Source organism: Halomonas sp. 11-S5, assembly GCF_029889825.1.
GTDB lineage: Bacteria > Pseudomonadota > Gammaproteobacteria > Pseudomonadales > Halomonadaceae > Halomonas.
Genome location: NZ_JARANW010000033.1, coordinates 17,683 through 33,521, shown reverse-complemented (window position 1 = coordinate 33,521; position 15,839 = coordinate 17,683). Strand labels below are relative to the sequence as shown.

18 protein-coding genes and 1 pseudogene are annotated in these 15,839 nt (G+C 67.1%); 9 read left to right on the top strand and 10 right to left on the bottom strand.

Annotated features, from left to right (window positions below):
- Positions 1–117: 117 nt before the first annotated feature.
- Positions 118–273 (top strand): annotated as a pseudogene (locus OP497_RS16315) (transposase); the annotation flags it as partial.
- A 522-nt stretch (positions 274–795) separates the two neighbouring features.
- On the opposite strand, the gene OP497_RS16310 reads toward OP497_RS16315, so the two are convergent.
- Positions 796–1,050 carry a Txe/YoeB family addiction module toxin gene (locus OP497_RS16310; RefSeq protein WP_008938367.1) on the bottom strand — a complete coding sequence of 85 codons (255 nt, stop codon included), beginning with the start codon at positions 1,048–1,050 and terminating at the stop codon, positions 796–798.
- Positions 1,047–1,298 carry a type II toxin-antitoxin system prevent-host-death family antitoxin gene (locus OP497_RS16305; RefSeq protein WP_012137510.1) on the bottom strand — a complete coding sequence of 84 codons (252 nt, stop codon included), beginning with the start codon at positions 1,296–1,298 and terminating at the stop codon, positions 1,047–1,049. The genes OP497_RS16310 and OP497_RS16305 overlap by 4 nt, the downstream gene beginning before the upstream one ends.
- A 182-nt stretch (positions 1,299–1,480) precedes the next feature.
- Here OP497_RS16305 and OP497_RS16300 point away from each other — a divergent pair, with 182 nt between their 5' ends.
- Together OP497_RS16300 and OP497_RS16295 are read left to right on the top strand one after the other, a co-directional pair.
- Entirely contained in the window at positions 1,481–1,792 is a 312-nt protein-coding gene (locus OP497_RS16300; protein WP_280550343.1) for a type II toxin-antitoxin system RelE/ParE family toxin, read from the top strand.
- Positions 1,785–2,072 (top strand): helix-turn-helix domain-containing protein, encoded by a 288-nt coding sequence (locus tag OP497_RS16295; protein ID WP_280550317.1) that lies wholly within the window; start codon positions 1,785–1,787, stop codon positions 2,070–2,072. The genes OP497_RS16300 and OP497_RS16295 overlap by 8 nt, the downstream gene beginning before the upstream one ends.
- 220 nt (positions 2,073–2,292) lie before the next feature.
- Here OP497_RS16295 and OP497_RS17545 read toward each other — a convergent pair whose 3' ends face one another.
- Positions 2,293–2,511: a stability determinant gene (locus OP497_RS17545; RefSeq protein ID WP_348533132.1), complete on the bottom strand. Its 219-nt coding sequence runs from the start codon at positions 2,509–2,511 to the stop codon at positions 2,293–2,295.
- A 111-nt stretch (positions 2,512–2,622) separates the two neighbouring features.
- On the opposite strand from OP497_RS17545, the gene OP497_RS16290 reads away from it, so the two are divergent.
- Entirely contained in the window at positions 2,623–3,357 is a 735-nt protein-coding gene (locus OP497_RS16290) for a Sir2 family NAD-dependent protein deacetylase (protein WP_280550315.1), read from the top strand.
- Between the two features lie 72 nt (positions 3,358–3,429).
- Positions 3,430–4,218 carry a DTW domain-containing protein gene (locus tag OP497_RS16285; protein ID WP_280550341.1) on the top strand — a complete coding sequence of 263 codons (789 nt, stop codon included), beginning with the start codon at positions 3,430–3,432 and terminating at the stop codon, positions 4,216–4,218.
- A gap of 1 nt (position 4,219) precedes the next feature.
- Here OP497_RS16285 and OP497_RS16280 read toward each other — a convergent pair whose 3' ends face one another.
- From OP497_RS16280 to def, 7 genes are all read right to left on the bottom strand, one after another.
- On the bottom strand, positions 4,220–5,461 hold the full coding sequence (locus tag OP497_RS16280) for a TraB/GumN family protein (protein ID WP_280550313.1): 1,242 nt from the start codon (positions 5,459–5,461) through the stop codon (positions 4,220–4,222).
- A gap of 57 nt (positions 5,462–5,518) precedes the next feature.
- Entirely contained in the window at positions 5,519–7,003 is a 1,485-nt protein-coding gene (locus tag OP497_RS16275) for a TrkH family potassium uptake protein (RefSeq protein ID WP_280550310.1), read from the bottom strand.
- Between the two features lie 156 nt (positions 7,004–7,159).
- Positions 7,160–8,533, bottom strand: a complete 1,374-nt coding sequence (trkA, locus tag OP497_RS16270; protein WP_280550306.1) for a Trk system potassium transporter TrkA — start codon at positions 8,531–8,533, stop codon at positions 7,160–7,162.
- Positions 8,534–8,653: 120 nt separating this feature from the next.
- Positions 8,654–8,860 (bottom strand): dodecin, encoded by a 207-nt coding sequence (locus OP497_RS16265; protein WP_280550299.1) that lies wholly within the window; start codon positions 8,858–8,860, stop codon positions 8,654–8,656.
- Positions 8,861–8,895: 35 nt separating this feature from the next.
- Entirely contained in the window at positions 8,896–10,248 is a 1,353-nt protein-coding gene (gene rsmB / locus OP497_RS16260; protein WP_280550297.1) for a 16S rRNA (cytosine(967)-C(5))-methyltransferase RsmB, read from the bottom strand.
- Positions 10,245–11,234: a methionyl-tRNA formyltransferase gene (gene fmt / locus OP497_RS16255; protein WP_280550292.1), complete on the bottom strand. Its 990-nt coding sequence runs from the start codon at positions 11,232–11,234 to the stop codon at positions 10,245–10,247. Before fmt ends, rsmB begins: the two co-directional genes overlap by 4 nt.
- Positions 11,235–11,342: 108 nt before the next feature.
- On the bottom strand, positions 11,343–11,855 hold the full coding sequence (def, locus tag OP497_RS16250; protein WP_280550289.1) for a peptide deformylase: 513 nt from the start codon (positions 11,853–11,855) through the stop codon (positions 11,343–11,345).
- 170 nt (positions 11,856–12,025) lie between these two features.
- Here def and OP497_RS16245 point away from each other — a divergent pair, with 170 nt between their 5' ends.
- From OP497_RS16245 to hemF, 4 genes are read left to right on the top strand one after another with little or no spacing between them, the layout of a single operon-like run.
- Positions 12,026–13,135, top strand: a complete 1,110-nt coding sequence (locus OP497_RS16245) for a LysM domain-containing protein (protein WP_280550287.1) — start codon at positions 12,026–12,028, stop codon at positions 13,133–13,135.
- A gap of 14 nt (positions 13,136–13,149) precedes the next feature.
- On the top strand, positions 13,150–14,250 hold the full coding sequence (gene dprA / locus OP497_RS16240; RefSeq protein ID WP_280550285.1) for a DNA-processing protein DprA: 1,101 nt from the start codon (positions 13,150–13,152) through the stop codon (positions 14,248–14,250).
- Between the two features lie 57 nt (positions 14,251–14,307).
- Positions 14,308–14,865, top strand: a complete 558-nt coding sequence (locus tag OP497_RS16235) for a Sua5/YciO/YrdC/YwlC family protein (protein WP_280550280.1) — start codon at positions 14,308–14,310, stop codon at positions 14,863–14,865.
- A 31-nt stretch (positions 14,866–14,896) separates the two neighbouring features.
- On the top strand, positions 14,897–15,826 hold the full coding sequence (hemF, locus tag OP497_RS16230; protein WP_280550278.1) for an oxygen-dependent coproporphyrinogen oxidase: 930 nt from the start codon (positions 14,897–14,899) through the stop codon (positions 15,824–15,826).
- Positions 15,827–15,839: the final 13 nt, after the last annotated feature.

Sequence of the window (15,839 nt, the reverse complement as noted above, 5' to 3'; positions counted from 1 at the left end):
CCTGCATGGGTCTCCTTAGGCATATTGTTTGTTTCGCAATTAACAACATGCCGACCCATGCAGGTCTTTTCAATCATATCATCCTGATTTTCTTATCTATTTCGTGGGGATCCCTCAGAGGTGACCCTGCGCTACAAGGACTATCGCGACCGTGACCGACACAAACGGCTCGCCCTGGATGGCGAGGAGTTCGTGCGCCGCTTCCTGCTCCACATCCTGCCCAAGGGGCTGATGCGGGTCCGACACTACGGCTTTCTGGCCAATCGCTGCCGGCGACGACGCCTGGCACAGATCCGCCAAGCGCTGGCGGTCGTCGAGACGGCACCGGATGCCGATACGGCCGCCAGCGACCCGGAGCCGACCTACACCTGCCCGCACTGCAGGCAACCGACACTGCGGGTGATCGGAACCCTTACACCCCGGCGACCCACACGCGGCCGACCACCCAACCACAGGGAGCAACGCTATCGAGCATGAGCTGACGCGCTACTCACACAACGGACTCGTCGATCCGGCCCGCTCGCGGGTCGCGGCGGCGCTCGTCCCGGTGATGGATTTTGACCAGCAGGCGCGCTACGTTGGGGCAAATTGGGCCCGGAGGGAACTGGGATCATGGCCAACATCACGGCCCGAACGCGTCACAACAGATCCGACTGCGCGCGACCTGACGTCTCAGGCCGCACACCGGCCAATACAATACCCTATAGAAGCTGTGTAGCAGTCTGATGGGCGGCTTAGTCCAACAGGCATTTATACGCCATGCTCCGCACGGCGAAGAAATGCTGAACAGTTAAATCAGTAGTGATACCGAAGCTGGGCGATAAGCAAAGCGTCATCCGTGACCTTGTAAACTATTCGGTGTTCTTCATTGATCCGGCGAGACCAGTACCCGGCGAGACTATGTTTGAGGGGCTCTGGTTTGCCAACACCTTCGAACGGTTCTCGCTTGGTCTCTTTTATCAGCTTGTTGATTCGGTTAAGAATCTTTTTGTCAGTTTTCTGCCAGTACAGATAGTCTTCCCAGGCGTTCTCGGAAAAGATGAGTTTCATTCAAGAAGTTCCTTTTCTTGACCGCCGCCTTGCTCTAGCTCGGCAACGGATTCCAGCAAACGACGGGCGTTCTTTGGTGCGCGCAGGAGGTAGGCGGTCTCTTGCAACGCCTCGTAGTCCTCAAGAGAAATCATGACCACGGACTGTGATTTGCTCCGGGTGATGATCACGGGAGAATGGTCTTCACAGACCTGCTCCATGGTTTTTGCTAGATTGGTTCTAGCGGCTGTGTAGCTAATGGCATCCACGAGGTTGCTCCTGTACAGGATGTTGACCATGCTCAGGATACCGTACGCGAAAGGATTTAACAATCGGCTGCAAAGCGACCGATTTTTCGCCGCTCTGCGGCTCCAAACCGGCGCGTGAGCCGGGCGTTACACCCTATTGTACGCTCCTTGACAGGGGTACGGCATTGCCGTATAATTCATCAATGGTCTTTATAGAAGCGAGCCTTTTCGCGAAGCTGTTGCCAAAATACCTCACGGACGAGGAATACCGGGGGTTGCAGGCGTATTTGCTCAAATCCCCTGACGCTGGAGACCTGATTCGTGACTCCGGTGGCGTGAGAAAGGTTCGATGGGCAATATCCGGCTCTGGGAAGAGTGGTGGCGTACGAATCATTTACTTCTGGAAGAAATCTCACCACCAAATATGGTTTCTTACGCTCTATCAAAAGTCTGAACAGGACTCTATACCAGGCCACATGCTCAAACAGATAGCAGAGGCATTGAAAAATGAGTAAGCGAAATATTGGTAGTGAAATCCTGGAAGGTATCCGGGACATCCAGCAACACAACAAAGGCAAATTGAAGCTACGCTCTACTGAGCTGACGCCGCCTTCACCTCCCCAGGAAATTCGGCTGAAATTGAAGCTGTCTCAGTCTGCGTTTGCGGGGCTGATGGGCGTGAGTGTCCGTACACTGCAAGACTGGGAGCAAGGACGGCGGGACCCTCAAGGCCCCGCTCTAGCGTTGATGAGAATAGCTGAGCAGCATCCTGATATTTTCAGTGAACTTCATTAGCCACGTGTGTAACAATCGCATGCACTCGGACGTCAAAAAGCGCCGCTCCATCGTCGCTTTGCTTTTTGCCCCCGGTGATTTGCGGCGTCAGGCTCGCCTGATCGTCCGCTTCTGGCCGATAAGTGCATAGGCACTTATAAGAGTCTCAGCAGCGTAGGGGTTGCGTTCGCCGAGGTAATCGAGGATGGCCCACAGTGACTGGCGAGCCTTGGGGCGCCACTCAACCGGCAACATGCCGGCGCTTGGCAGCGATCAGCTCACGCATCTCGGCCATCACGTCGTCGTGAGGGATCGAGGGCCTCGGGGGTTCACGGATCTGCTCGCGGAACCAGCGATCGTAGCTATCCGCCTGTTCCTGAGTGTCAAACTCGCTGACGATAGGATCGGTAACGGCGAAGGGTGAAGGCGGGATTTCAGGCGCAGGTCGCTCGAATGGCAAAACGGCAGGGCGGTGCTCTTCCTGGTCGCCCCGGGGCCCGGAGTGGTAATTTCAGGCAGTGGCAAGTTCTGAAAAGTGAGTCGCTGGCGCCCGGCTGGCGAGAGGTGATGAATGGTGAAGCAGCGCGCGCCGCATCTGGTGGTATTCACCGGGGCGGGGATCAGTGCCGAGAGCGGCATCCAGACCTTCCGCGCCAGCGATGGTCTGTGGGCCGATCATGCCATCGAGGATGTCGCCACGCCCGGCGCCTGGCGGCAGGACCCTGCGCGGGTGCTGCGCTTCTACGACCAGCGCCGCGACCAGGTGCGCCGGGCCCGCCCCAACGCCGCCCACAAGGCCCTGGCGGCGCTGGAGAAGCAGGGCTTTCGGGTCAGCATCATCACCCAGAACATCGATGACCTGCACGAGCGCGCCGGGTCACGCCAGGTGTTGCACCTGCATGGCGAGATCCTCAAGGCGCGCTCCTCGGTCGACCCGCGCATGCACTACCCGCTGCCCCGCGGGGGCATCCGCCTGGGGGACCTCTGCGACAAGGGCAGTCAGCTGCGCCCCGACGTGGTGTGGTTCGGCGAGGCCGTGCCACATTTTGCGGATGCCTGCGAGATCGCCGCCGAGGCGGACCTGCTGCTGGTGGTCGGTACGTCGCTTGCGGTGATGCCGGCCGCCTCCTTGCTCGACCATACCCCGCTGGACGCGCCCTGCGTGCTGGTCGACCCCGAGGCCGATGCCCTGGCCCCGCCGGGCGTCACCCCCCTCGGCCAGCCGGCCGGCAAGGGCGTGCCGGCGCTGACTCGGCACTGGCTGCGCGAGGGCCGGCTCTGGCTGCCGGAGACGGTACTCGAGTAGAGGGGGTCGGCAGCAAGGCGCGCGAGGCCCATGCTAGAATGCCGCCCCTTCCGGCTCCGGGACCACGCCACCATGCAGGACGACACCTTCCACGACGCCCTCATCGAGCGCGACCCCGCCACAGGTCTCTCCAGTGACCCCGCCACCGGTCATCCGCGGCCGCCGCGCCGCGAGTTCAAGGCGCGGGGCAGTTTCGTCACCCGCTGCGGGGGCTGCCACCTGCCGCAGCTCAACTGCCTCTGCCCCTACCGGGTCACCGCCACGAGCGAGGCCAGGGTGTGGCTGCTCACCCACCCCCTGGAACACTTTAAGCCTACCAATACCGGACGGCTGATCGGTGACGTCTTGCCCGACACCGAGGTCTTCACCTGGTATCGCACGGTACCGGACGAGCGGCTGCTGGCCCTGCTCGCCGACAGTCGCTACGCGCCCTTCGTGATCTTTCCCGACGACCAGCCGGACTATGCCGACCGGGTGGTGAGCATGGAGAGCGTGGCCGAGCGTCAGCAAGGGGGGCGGATACCGGTCTTCATCATCCTCGACGGCACTTGGCGCCAGGCCCGGCGGATCTTCCGCAAGAGCCCCTACCTCGACCGGCTGCCGGTGCTGCCCCTGGCCACCGAGCGGTTGACCCGCTATCGGCTGCGCAAGCCGGCCTCCGCCGCCCACCTCTGTACCGCCGAGGTGGCTATCGAACTCCTGCGCCAGGCCGGAGACGCCCAGGCGGCCGAGGTGCTCGACGACTATTTCGATGCCTTCAACGACAGCTACGCCGCCAGCCGGGGCCACGAGAAGCTCGAGGCACCGACGGCGGCGATGTGGCGATTGCTGATGCGACGTGAGCCTGGCAGAGAAGTCTGAATCAGCCGCCGAACAGCGCCCCGGCGATGCGGAAGCCGGCGATCCAGGTCCCGGCGGCGGAGCCGAGGGTGGCGGTCAGGAAGACCAGCAGGGTGCGCGAGACCCGGTTGCGCCACCAGCCCTTGAGCTCGGTGACGTCGTGGCGCAGGGTCGAGAAGTCCCGCACCTTGGGCTTGCGCATCCACAGTTCCACCCCGGCGGCAACGAAGCCGGCACCGATGGTGGGGTTGAGCGAGGTGAGCGGGGCGGCGACGAAGGTGGCCGCCACCGTGACCGGGTGGGCGAGGGCCGCCAGGGTGGCCGCCCCGGAGAGCACGCCGTTGATCAGGAACCACTCCCCCACCAGCTGCCAGCCCAGCTCGGTATTGCGCGAGAAGCCGATGGCGAAGCCGGTCAGCACCAGCAGCGTGACCAGCCAGGGCAGTGCCCGCCACAGCCGCGACGGCGGCGGAGTGACCTCGAGACGCTCGCGCTCCGGGGCGGGGTCGTCAGGCAGCGGCTGCTCCAGCTGTTCGGCCATGCCCTTCATGTGGCCGGCGCCGATCACCACCAGCACGTGGCGATAGCGTCCGGGGGCGGCGTCCTGGGCCAGGCGCAGCACCATGTAGCGGTCCCGTTCGCTGATCAGCGGCGTGTAGAGAGATGCCGACTCGGCGGCGAACTCGCTGAAGGTGGACTCCAGGACGTCACCCTCCTTGAGCCGCTCGATCTCCTCGGCGGAGACCTGCTGGCGCGACAGCACGCTGCCGAGCAGCCCCGAGAACAGCGAGAAGCGTTGCCACCAGGGCACGTTGTGATAGATGCGCTTGAGGGTGATGCCCACGTCGCGGTCGATCAACAGCAGCGGCAGGCTGGCGTCACGGCTCTCCTCCAGGGCGGCGCGCATCTCGGCACCGGGCTCGATGCCCGACTGCTCGGCGACGCGCTGCTGGAAGGCCCCCAGCGCCAGGCTGGCGGCCACCATGCCGGCCTTGCCCTGACGGAAGATCTGGAACAGGTCCTGTTCACCCAGGGCATCGGGATTGGTGAGGCTGTGGTGGCGCGAATCGCATAGCTCGATCGCCACGGCATCGAACTCGCCGGAACGGATCAGCGCGCGCACGTCCGCGGCGCTCTCGGCGGAGACATGGGCCGTGCCCAGCAGCGTATAGCGGGTCTCACCCACCTGCAGCACCCGTCGCGGGCCGCTAGGCATGTCGCTGTTCGGGGGGGATGAGGTTTCGGGGGCCTGGGTATCGGTCATGTCGGCTCGGATCGAAGGAAAAGGAGTGTCATTCATCGGTGCGGTGTGCCACCGCCGTCATTTGCGCCAGAACATCGGCGTGAATAGCACCAGCACCGTGAGGATTTCCAGGCGCCCCATCAGCATGGCAAGGCTCAACAGCCACTTGGCAGCGTCCGGCAGGCTGGAGAAATTGCCGGCGGGGCCGATGGTGTCACCCAGTCCGGGGCCGACATTGGCGACCGAGGTGGCGGCACCGGAGAGCGCCGTGACAATGTCCAGGCCCATCAGCGAGAGGCCCAGCGCGACACCCGCGATGGTCAGGAAGAAGAAGAAGGAAAAGGCCACCACACCGCGCGTGACGTCATCGGTCAGCGGTTGACCGTTGTAGCGGGAGGCAAAGACCCCATTGGCATGCACCAGGAAGCGCAACTGGTTGCGCAGCATGATGGCCGCGACCTGGAAGCGGAAGATCTTCATGCCTCCGCTGGTCGAGCCCGAGCAACCCCCGACGAAGGTCAAGTAGAAAAACGCCACGATCGCCATGTTGCCCCAGGTGGTGTAGTCGTCCGAGGCGTAGCCGGTGGTGGTGACCACGGAAATGACGTTGAAGGTCACGTGGGTCAGGGCCTCGAGGGCTGCCGTGCCCTGCCAGATCCGCCATAAAGTGAGCCCGAGAATCACGATCAGCAACATCAGCAGCAACCCCTGGACTTGCTGGTCACGCCAGAGGGCCCCGTGAACGCCCCGCAAGACACGGATATAGAGCACGAACGGCAGGGCGCCCATGAGCATGAACAGGGAGGCGAACCACAGCAGATGGAGCGTGTCGGCATAGGCGCCGAAGGACGCATCGGTGTTGGCGAACCCGCCAGTGGCAAGCGAGGTCATGGCATGCACGACGGCATCCAGGGGCGCCATGCCGCCCAGCCAGTAGCTGACCATGGCGATCAGGGTGAAGCTGCAGTAGATGGTCAGGGTCGCCTTGGCGATGCCCCCGGTGCGTGGCATCACCTTGTCGGACCAGTCCGACGACTCGGTATGGAACAGACGCATCCCCCCCACCTTGAGAAACGGCAGGATGGCGATACCCATGACGATGATGCCGATGCCGCCCAGCCACTGCATGATCCCCCGCCATAGCTTCAAGCCATCGGAGAGGTTCTCGATGCCGCTGAGGATGGTCGAGCCGGTGGTGGTGATGGCGGAGACCGACTCGAAGACGGCATTGGTCACCGACAGTTGAGGCGCGCCCAGGGCCAGGGGAAGGCTGGCGAAGCCACAGATGGTGACCCAGCTCAGGGTGGTGATGACGAACATCTGCCAGGGTTTCAGGGCGATCTCCACCTGCTGGGTGGTCAGCCAGGTGAAGGCTACCGCGCCCAGTACGATGAGGATCGAGAGGCCAAAGGCCTTGGCATCGGGGTCTTGCTCGATGAGCAGGATGAGCCAGGGAACGGCCATGAAAACGGCCAGCACCAGCCAGAGTAGCGACAATACCTTGAAGATAGGCGCCCAATGTCGCAAGCGCGCACTGATTGCCCTGTTGACCACGCCGGTCATGGTTGCCGCCCTTGCTGACCATTGGCTAGACGTCGTGTCATCGATAAGCGCATGACGGTCCCTGCTAGGTTCACTGTGAGTCCCTTGCCCCAGCAGCGTCTCGCGGGTGGCGCGGCGATGGCCGCCTTCCTGACGGAGACGCTGGGGCTGCGACGGTTAGAAAAAGGTCAAACCCACCTGGAACAGCCGCTCCACATCACGGAGGCGGCGCTTGTCGATCACGAACAGGATGACATGGTCGCCCGACCTTACTACCACGTTGTCATGGGCGATCAGCACCTCCTTGCCGCGCACCACGGCGCCGATGGTGGTGCCCTGGGGCAGATCGATTTCGCCGATGGCGCGTCCCACCACCTTTGACGACTGGGTGTCGCCGTGGGCGATGGCCTCGATGGCCTCGGCCGCGCCGCGGCGCAGCGAGTGGACATTGACGATGTCGCCGCGTCGCACGTGGGTCAGCAGGCTGCCGATGGTCGCCTGCTGCGGTGAGATGGCGATATCGATCTCGCCCCCCTGCACCAGGTCGACGTAGGCGGCGTTGTTGATCAGCGTCAGCACCTTCTTGGCCCCCATGCGCTTGGCCAGCATCGACGACATGATGTTGACCTCGTCGTCGTTGGTCAGCGCGCAGAAGATGTCGCAATCCTCGATGTTCTCCTCTTCCAGCAGCCGCTTGGCGGTGGCGCTGCCGTGCAGCACCACGGTGCGGTCGAGGCGTTCGGAGAGCTGGGTGCAGCGCTCGAGGTTGTGCTCGATGATCTTGACCTGGTGGCTGTGCTCCAGGTGCTCGGCCAGGCGCTCGCCGATGTTGCCGCCGCCGGCGATCATCACCCGGCGGAAGTCGCGGTCGAGGCGGCGCAGCTCGCTCATTACCGCGCGGATATCGCGGCGGGCGGCGATGAAGAACACCTCGTCGTCGGCCTCGATCACGGTGTCGCCGCGCGGGATGATCGGCCGGTCCTTCCGATAGATGGCCGCCACCCGGGTGTCCACGCTGGGCATGTGGCGGCGCAGGAAGCCCAGCTCCTGGCCGACCAGCGGGCCACCGTAGAAGGCCCTCACCGCCACCAGTTGCACCAGGCCACCGGCGAACTCCAGCACCTGCAGGGCGCCGGGGTGTTCGATCAGCCGGCGGATATGGTCGGTGACCACCTGCTCGGGGCTGATCAGCACGTCAATGGGCACCGCCTCGTGGGCGAACAGCCCCTTGCGGGTCAGGTAGGCGGTGGCTCGCACCCGGGCGATCTTGGTCGGCGTGCGGAACAGGGTGTGCGCCACCTGGCAGGCGATCATGTTGACTTCGTCGGAGTTGGTCACCGCGATCAGCATGTCGGCGTCCTCGCAGCCGGCCTGGCGCAGCACCATGGGGTAGGAGCCGGCCCCCGACACCGTGCGGATGTCCAGGCGGGTATGCAGCTCGCGCAGGCGCTCGTTGTCGGTGTCCACCACCGTGATGTCGTTCTCCTCCCGGGCCAAGTGCTCGGCAAGGGTGCCGCCGACCTGGCCGGCGCCAAGGATGATGATCTTCATGGTCGTTGTTGTCCGCTCCGGTCAGACCGCGGGGGATCGAGGGCGGCGCACCTGGTGCGCCGCAACATGGCGAGGCAAGCCTAAACCAGCTGCCGTGAGAAGAACAGGTCGCGGCGTGGTTCAGTCCAGGGTGAACCCGACCCTGATGGTGACCTGCCAGTGGGCGACCCGCCCGTCCTCGATATGGCCGCGGGTGTCCATGACCTCGAACCAGCGCATGCCATGCAGGCTCTCGGCGGCCTTGGTCAGGGCGCTCTGGATGGCGTCCTCGATGTTTTTCTCCGAGGAGCCCGTCAGCTCGATGTGCTTGTAGGTGTGGTGGCTCATGGGACCTCCAGTGTCGTGGAACGGACAGCCCGCCCTCAGGCGGGATGCTTCTCCAGTCTGGCATAGAAGAAGCCATCGTGGCTGTCGGGCTGCGGCAGCAATTGCCGCCCGGTGCCCGCGGCGCGGCCCCAGGCCATGTCGGCCGGGGTGGTCACCACTGCTTCCGGGGTGCGGGCGAGGAAGCGCTCGATCTGCTCGGCGTTCTCCTCGGGCAGCACCGAGCAGGTGGCGTAGAGCAGGGTGCCGCCGGGGCGCAGCAGCGGCCACAGGTTGTCGAGCAGCCGGGCCTGGAGCTCGGCCAGCCTGGGGATGTCCGAGGGGCGGCGTAACCGCTTGATGTCGGGGTGGCGGCGGATCACGCCGCTGCCGGAGCAGGGGGCATCGAGCAGGATGGCGTCGAAGAACGTGCCGTCCCACCAATCGCGGGTGGTGGCGTCGCCCTCGGCCAGGGTCGCGGCGAGCCCCAGCCGTGTCAGGGTGTCCTCGACACGGGCCAGGCGTGCGGCATCGCTGTCGACGGCCTGCAGGTCGATATCGAACAGTTCCAGCAGGTGTGCGGTCTTTCCGCCCGGGGCGCAACAGGCATCCAGCACCCGAGCGCCCGGCCGCGGCGCAAGCGACGGGCCGAGCAGCACGGCGGTAAGCTGGGCCGACTCATCCTGGACGCTGACATGGCCCTCGGCGAAGCCGGGAAGCACCTCGACATCACGTGGCGCCTCGAGGGTCAGGCCATCCGGCGCATGCGCGCAGAGACGCGCCTCGATGCCCGCCGCGGCGAGGCGTTCCAGGTACATTTCGCGGTCGCCATGGCGGCGGTTGATGCGCAGGGTCATGGGCCCCGGTATATTATTGGCTTCGCAGATGGCTCGCCAGTCGTCGGGCCAGGCCTGGCGCAGGGCCTTGAGCCACCAGCGGGGATGCAGCAGCGCCACGGCCGGGTCGTGGTCGACCTCGGCCTGGAGCTCGGCGCTCTCGCGCTGCAGGCGCCGCAGGCAGCCGTTGAGCACCCGGGTGGCCCACTCCTTGCCCAGTAGGCGAGCGGCGCCGGCGGTCTCACCCACCGCGGCGTGGGCCGGAATGCGTAGGTAGAGCAGCTGGTGGATACCGAGCAGCAGCAGCGCCTGGACGTCGGCGTCGCGGGCCTTGAACGGCTTGGCCAGCAGCGTGCCGGCCAGCGCCTCGAGGCGGGGCAGGGTCCGGCAGGTGCCGTAGCAGAGCGCCTTGAACAGGGCCCGGTCACGGGCCACCACCTGATGGTCGTCGAGGCCGGTGAGCGAGCCCTTGCCGGTGATCACCGGGGCCAGGGCACGGGCGGCGGCGGCACGCACCGCCAGGCCGTTGTCGCGACTGCCTTCCCGGGAGCGGGGCGCGGGGGTTGCCTGGCTCATGCGGTGGCCTCCTCATCGGTGTGTCCCAGTCGGGTGCCGGGCGCGAGGCGCTCGGCGCGGGCCTTGAGCAGTTCGCTCACCGCCAGGGGCTTGCCGCCGGGCAGCTGGGCGCGGGTCACCTCGAGCACTTGGTCGCCGGCCGCGCCGCAGGCGATGCGCAGGGCATCGGGGCCGTGGGCCAGCAGGGTGCCGGGCGGCATCGGGGCCTCGCCCGGGGCGGGGGAGGCGGCCCGCGCCATCAGCAGGCGCAGGCGGTCGTCCCCCAGGGCACACCAGGCCACCGGCCAGGGGTTGAAGGCGCGGATCCGCGCCGCGAGCTCGGCGGCCGGGCGGCGGAAGTCGAGTTCCGCCTCGGCCTTGGAGAGCTTGGCGGCATAGTTGATCCCCGCCTCGGGCTGGGGCGTGGTGGGCAGGCCATCGCCGGCCAGCGCATCCAGGGCCTCGACGATCGCCTGGCCGCCGAGGCGCGCCAGGCGGTCGTGGAGCTCGCCGCCGGTGGTGTTGGCGGCGATCGGGGTGCGCCTGACCAGCAGCATGTCGCCGGTGTCGAGGCCCGCGTCCATCTGCATGATGGTCACGCCGCTCTCCGCGTCGCCGGCCTCGATGGCCCGCTGGATGGGGGCCGCCCCGCGCCAGCGCGGCAGCAGCGAGGCATGCACGTTGAGACAGCCCAGCGGAGGGATCTCGAGCACGGCACCGGGCAGGATCAGCCCGTAGGCCACCACCACCATGATGTCGGCCTCAAGCCCCGCCAGCTCGGCCCGACCCTCGGGCGCCTTCAGGGTCGCCGGCTGATGGACCGGCAGGTCGTGCTCCAGCGCGAGGGCCTTCACGGGGCTCGGGGTCAGCTTGCGGCCGCGGCCGGCCGGGCGGTCGGGCTGGGTATAGACGGCGACGACGTCGTGGCGGCTCGCCAGCAGCGCCGCCAGGCTCTCGGCGGCAAAGTCGGGAGTGCCGGCGAAGATGACGCGCAGGGGTCGGGACATGTTCAGGACCTTGCCAGTGGGCGATGCCCTCCATGATAACGGAGGTGGCCGGAAACGACGAAGGCCGACGCATCGGCGTCGGCCTTCTCCGGGAGGTTCGGCAAGGCGTCAGGCGGGTTGCATCTGCCGGTGACGCTTGTGCATCTTCTTCATCACCCGGTCACGCTTGAGCGCGGAGAGGTAGTCGACGAACAGCACCCCTTCCAGGTGATCGTATTCGTGCTGTATGCAGTGGGCGAGCAGGCCCTCGGCCTCCATCTCGTAGGGCTGGCCGTCACGATCCAGGGCCTCGAGGTGAACCCTCAGGGCGCGGGGAACCTCGGCGTAGTACTCCGGGATCGACAGGCAGCCCTCCTGCATCGGCTCACGCTCCTCGCCGAGGGGCGTGAACTGCGGGTTGATCAGCACCAGCGGGCGCGACTGGCCGTCGCTGACGTCAATGACGATGACCCGGCGGTGCACGTCTACCTGGGTAGCGGCCAGTCCGATGCCGCTTGCGTCGTACATGGTCTCGAGCATGTCGTCGACCAGGCGGCGTACCTCGTCGTCTACCGTCTCGACCGGCGTGGCGATGGTGCGCAGCCGCTCGTCGGGAAATTCGAGGATGGGTAATTTGGCCATGGCGTTGGAATCACCGTTATGCTGTCATTTACAAGATGACACTATTCTAGGAGTACGCGCTCGGTGGCGATAGCGTCGAACGTGCATCATATCAATAGCATCTGACTATACCACGTCGCCGTCGTTCCATGGCGTCAGGCGTGAGGCCAGCAACGCGGGGGAGAGCAGGGATGAGACAGACAGGATGCGCAGTGGGGTGGCGCCAGCGGCTGAAGGGGGGGCTCGGTACCCTGCTGGTGGGTGGGGCCCTGAGCCTTGCCACCACGCTTGCCCAGGCCCAGGGGCTCTCCTGGGAGGAGGGCCTGAAAGGCGATGCCCCGGATCGCTATACGGTGGTCAGGGGTGACACCCTCTGGGACATCTCCGGTCGTTTCCTGCGGCATCCCTGGCAGTGGCCCGAGGTGTGGCAGGTCAACCCGCAGATCAAGAACCCGCACCTGATCTATCCCGGCGACGTCGTCTACCTCTATGACTGCAACGGGCGCCCCTGTCTCGGCCTCGAGCGGGGCCAGGGCATGGTCCGACTGTCGCCGGAGGTCCGTACCACCCCGCACCGCGAGGCCATCGAGCCGATACCCCTGGATGCCGTGCGCCACTTCCTGCGCGAGCACCGTGTCATCGACGACCCCGAGGCGCTGGACGAGCTGGCCTATGTGGTCGCCGGGGATGATGGTCGCCTGGTCAGCGGCGGCGGTGACCGCCTCTATGCCCGCGGCCGGGTCGAGGGCGACGGCCGCTTTGGCCTCTACCGGGTGGGCGAGCGCTATGTCGACAGCGCCAGCGGCGAGCCGCTCGGCCTCGAGTTGGAGAGCGTCGGCCAGGCGCGCCGCCTGCGTCAGGAGGACGATATCGCGGTGCTGGAGGTGACCTCCTCCAGTCAGGAGGTGCGCAACGACGACATCGTGCTGCCGCTCGAGGATCGCCGGCTGGTCACCGAGTTCCTGCCCCGGGCCCCCGACCAGGAGATCGAGGGGCGCATCCTGGCGGTGCCCGGCGGCGTGCGCTTCATCGGCCGCCTGCAGGTGGTGGCGCTCGACCGCGGCCGGCGCGACGGCCTGGAGGCGGGCCACGTGCTGAGGGTAGAGCAGCGCGGCGAGCTGGTCAGCGACCCGCGCACCGGCGAGGCGCTGCGCCTGCCCGGCGAGGATGCCGGCCTGGTGATGGTCTTCCGTCCCTACGAGAAGATGAGCTACGGCTTGGTGATGCAGGCCAACCGCACCCTCTCCGTGGGCGACCGCATCCACAGCCCGCAGCGCCTGCTGGATACGGCGCTGCGCTAGGGCGAGGCCCGACGGTGCAGGCGCGGGAATGGCTGGTTCTCGCCCGGTTGCCCGGCATGGGCGCCGCGCGCCTGGCCGAACGGGTGGCGGCACGTCCTGACTGGCCGGACGGCTGGCTGGCCGTGCTGCCGCGCGAGGCGGGCATGGCCCTGCGGCTATGGCTCGATCATCCCGCCCGCAGCCCCCTCTCCGCCGACCTGGCGGCCGACGAGGCCTGGCTCGCGGCCGAGCCCGGCCGGCACCTCCTCCACCCCGATCATCCGTCCTGGCCGAGGCTACTCGTGCAGATCGCCGATCCCCCGCCGGTGCTCTGGGCGCTGGGCGACCTCGGGGCCCTTGGCCCGCCGCGGCTGGCCATGGTCGGCTCGCGGCGGCCGACCCGCGAGGGGCTCACCAATGCCGCAGGCTTCGCCCGGGAGCTGGCCGGGCGGGGCTGGTGCGTGGTCAGCGGCATGGCACTGGGTATCGATGCCGCCGCCCAGCAGGCGGCACTCGACGCCGGCGGGGCGAGCGTGGCGGTACTCGGCTGCGGGGTGGACGTCATCTATCCGCCGCGCCACCATCGCCTCTACCGGCGCCTGCAAGAGACGGGCGGACTGCTGCTCTCCGAGCATCCCCCGGGCACCCGGGCACGGGCCAGCTTCTTCCCGCGCCGCAACCGCATCGTCACCGGCCTCTCGCTGGGCGTGCTGGTGGTGGAGGCCGCCGAGCGCAGCGGCTCGCTGGTCAGTGCCCGGCTGGCCCTCGAGCAGAACCGCGAGGTCTTCGCCCTGCCCGGCTCGATCCATAACCCGACAGCGCGCGGCTGCCTGCAGCTCATCCGCGATGGTGCCGTGCTGGTCCGCGACCTGGACGACATCCTCGCCGAGCTCAGCCAGTGGGCGGTGGCTAGCGCCCCCGCTCCGGTTTCTTCAGCGCCCGAGCCGGCCGAGGCGCCGGAGAATTCGCTGCTGCGCTGGCTGAGCGACACGCCCACGCCGGTGGACGCCCTGGTGGCCCTGACCGGCCGCGGCGTCGCCGACTGCCAGCGCGGCCTGTTCGAACTAGAGCTGGAGGGTGCCGCGACCCAGGCCGCCGGTGGCTGGGTGCGCCTGCCGACCCGGCCGGGAGCGTGATAGGATATGCCCCCTGACGCCGGTCATCCGGCATGTCGAGGCAAGGCGAGGAGACCCATGATCGAGGCCAGCGCTCTTGAGGAGGCTGTCGTGGCCCTGCGTGCGGGAGGCGTGATCGCCTACCCCACCGAGGCCGTCTGGGGGCTGGGGTGCGACCCCGACGACGAGCAGGCCCTGGCCCGCCTGCTGCGCCTCAAGGCGCGCGACCCGGCCAAGGGCGTGATCCTGGTGGCGGCGAGCATCGGCCAGTTCGCGCCCTGGCTCGAGGGGCTGCCCATCGAGCTGCATGCGCCGCTGGTGGCGAGCTGGCCGGGACCTATGACCTGGCTGGTGCCCGACAACGGCCGCTCCCGCGCCCTGGTGCGCGGCGACCATGACCGGGTGGCACTGCGCGTCAGCGCCCATCCGCTGGTCGTGGCGCTGTGCGAGGCCTTCGGCGGCCCGCTGGTCTCGACCTCGGCCAACCGGGCCGGCGAACCGCCGGCGATGCGTGCCGAGCAGGTCCGGGCGGCCTTCGGCGCTGAGCTCGATGCCGTCCTGGACGCCCCGTTGGGCGGCCTCGAACGTCCCAGTACCATCCGCGACCTGGTCACCGGCCGGTTACTGCGTTCCTGAACCCTCCCCGATTTTGCCCCTGGAGGCACCGTTGGCCCACGCCCATCTCGATGACGTCAAGACCTACCTGCTCGACCTCCAGGAGCGCCTCTGCACGGCCCTGGCCGCCGAGGATGGCGGTAGCTTCCGCGAGGATAGCTGGCAGCGTGATGAGGGCGGCGGCGGCCGCTCCCGTGTAATCGAGCGGGGCCAGCTCTTCGAGAAGGGCGGCGTGAACTTCTCCCATGTGTTCGGCGAACGCCTGCCGCCCTCGGCCACCGCGGCGCGCCCGGAGCTCGTCGGGCGCAGCTTCCATGCGCTGGGGGTCTCCTGGGTGCTGCACCCGGCGAACCCCCATGTGCCCACCAGCCACGGCAACGTGCGCTTCCTCATCGCCGAGAAGGCGGGCGAAGCCCCCGTCTGGTGGTTTGGCGGCGGCTTCGACCTGACGCCCTATTACCCGGTGCATGAGGACGTGGTGCACTGGCACCGGGTGGCGCGCGACGCCTGCGCCCCCTTCGGCGACGAGGTCTATCCGCGCTACAAGGCGTGGTGCGACGACTACTTCTATCTGAAGCATCGCGACGAGACCCGCGGCGTCGGCGGACTCTTCTTCGACGACCTCAACGAAGGCGGTTTCGCACAGTGCTTTGCCTTCCAGCGCGCCGTGGGCGACGCCTTCCTCGATGCCTACCTGCCCATCGTGCGGCGCCGTCGCGACACGCCCTACGGAGAGCGCGAGCGCGACTTCCAACTCTATCGTCGCGGGCGCTACGTGGAGTTCAATCTGGTGTGGGACCGCGGCACCCTGTTCGGGCTGCAGAGCGGCGGGCGCAGCGAATCGATCCTGATGTCGATGCCGCCCCTGGCGCGCTGGGAATACGACTGGCACCCCGAGCCGGGCAGCCCCGAGGAGGCCCTCTACCACGACTATCTGCGTCCCCGCGACTGGCTGGGAGAAACCGATGGGGGCCATCGTTGAGGGACAGAAAAGG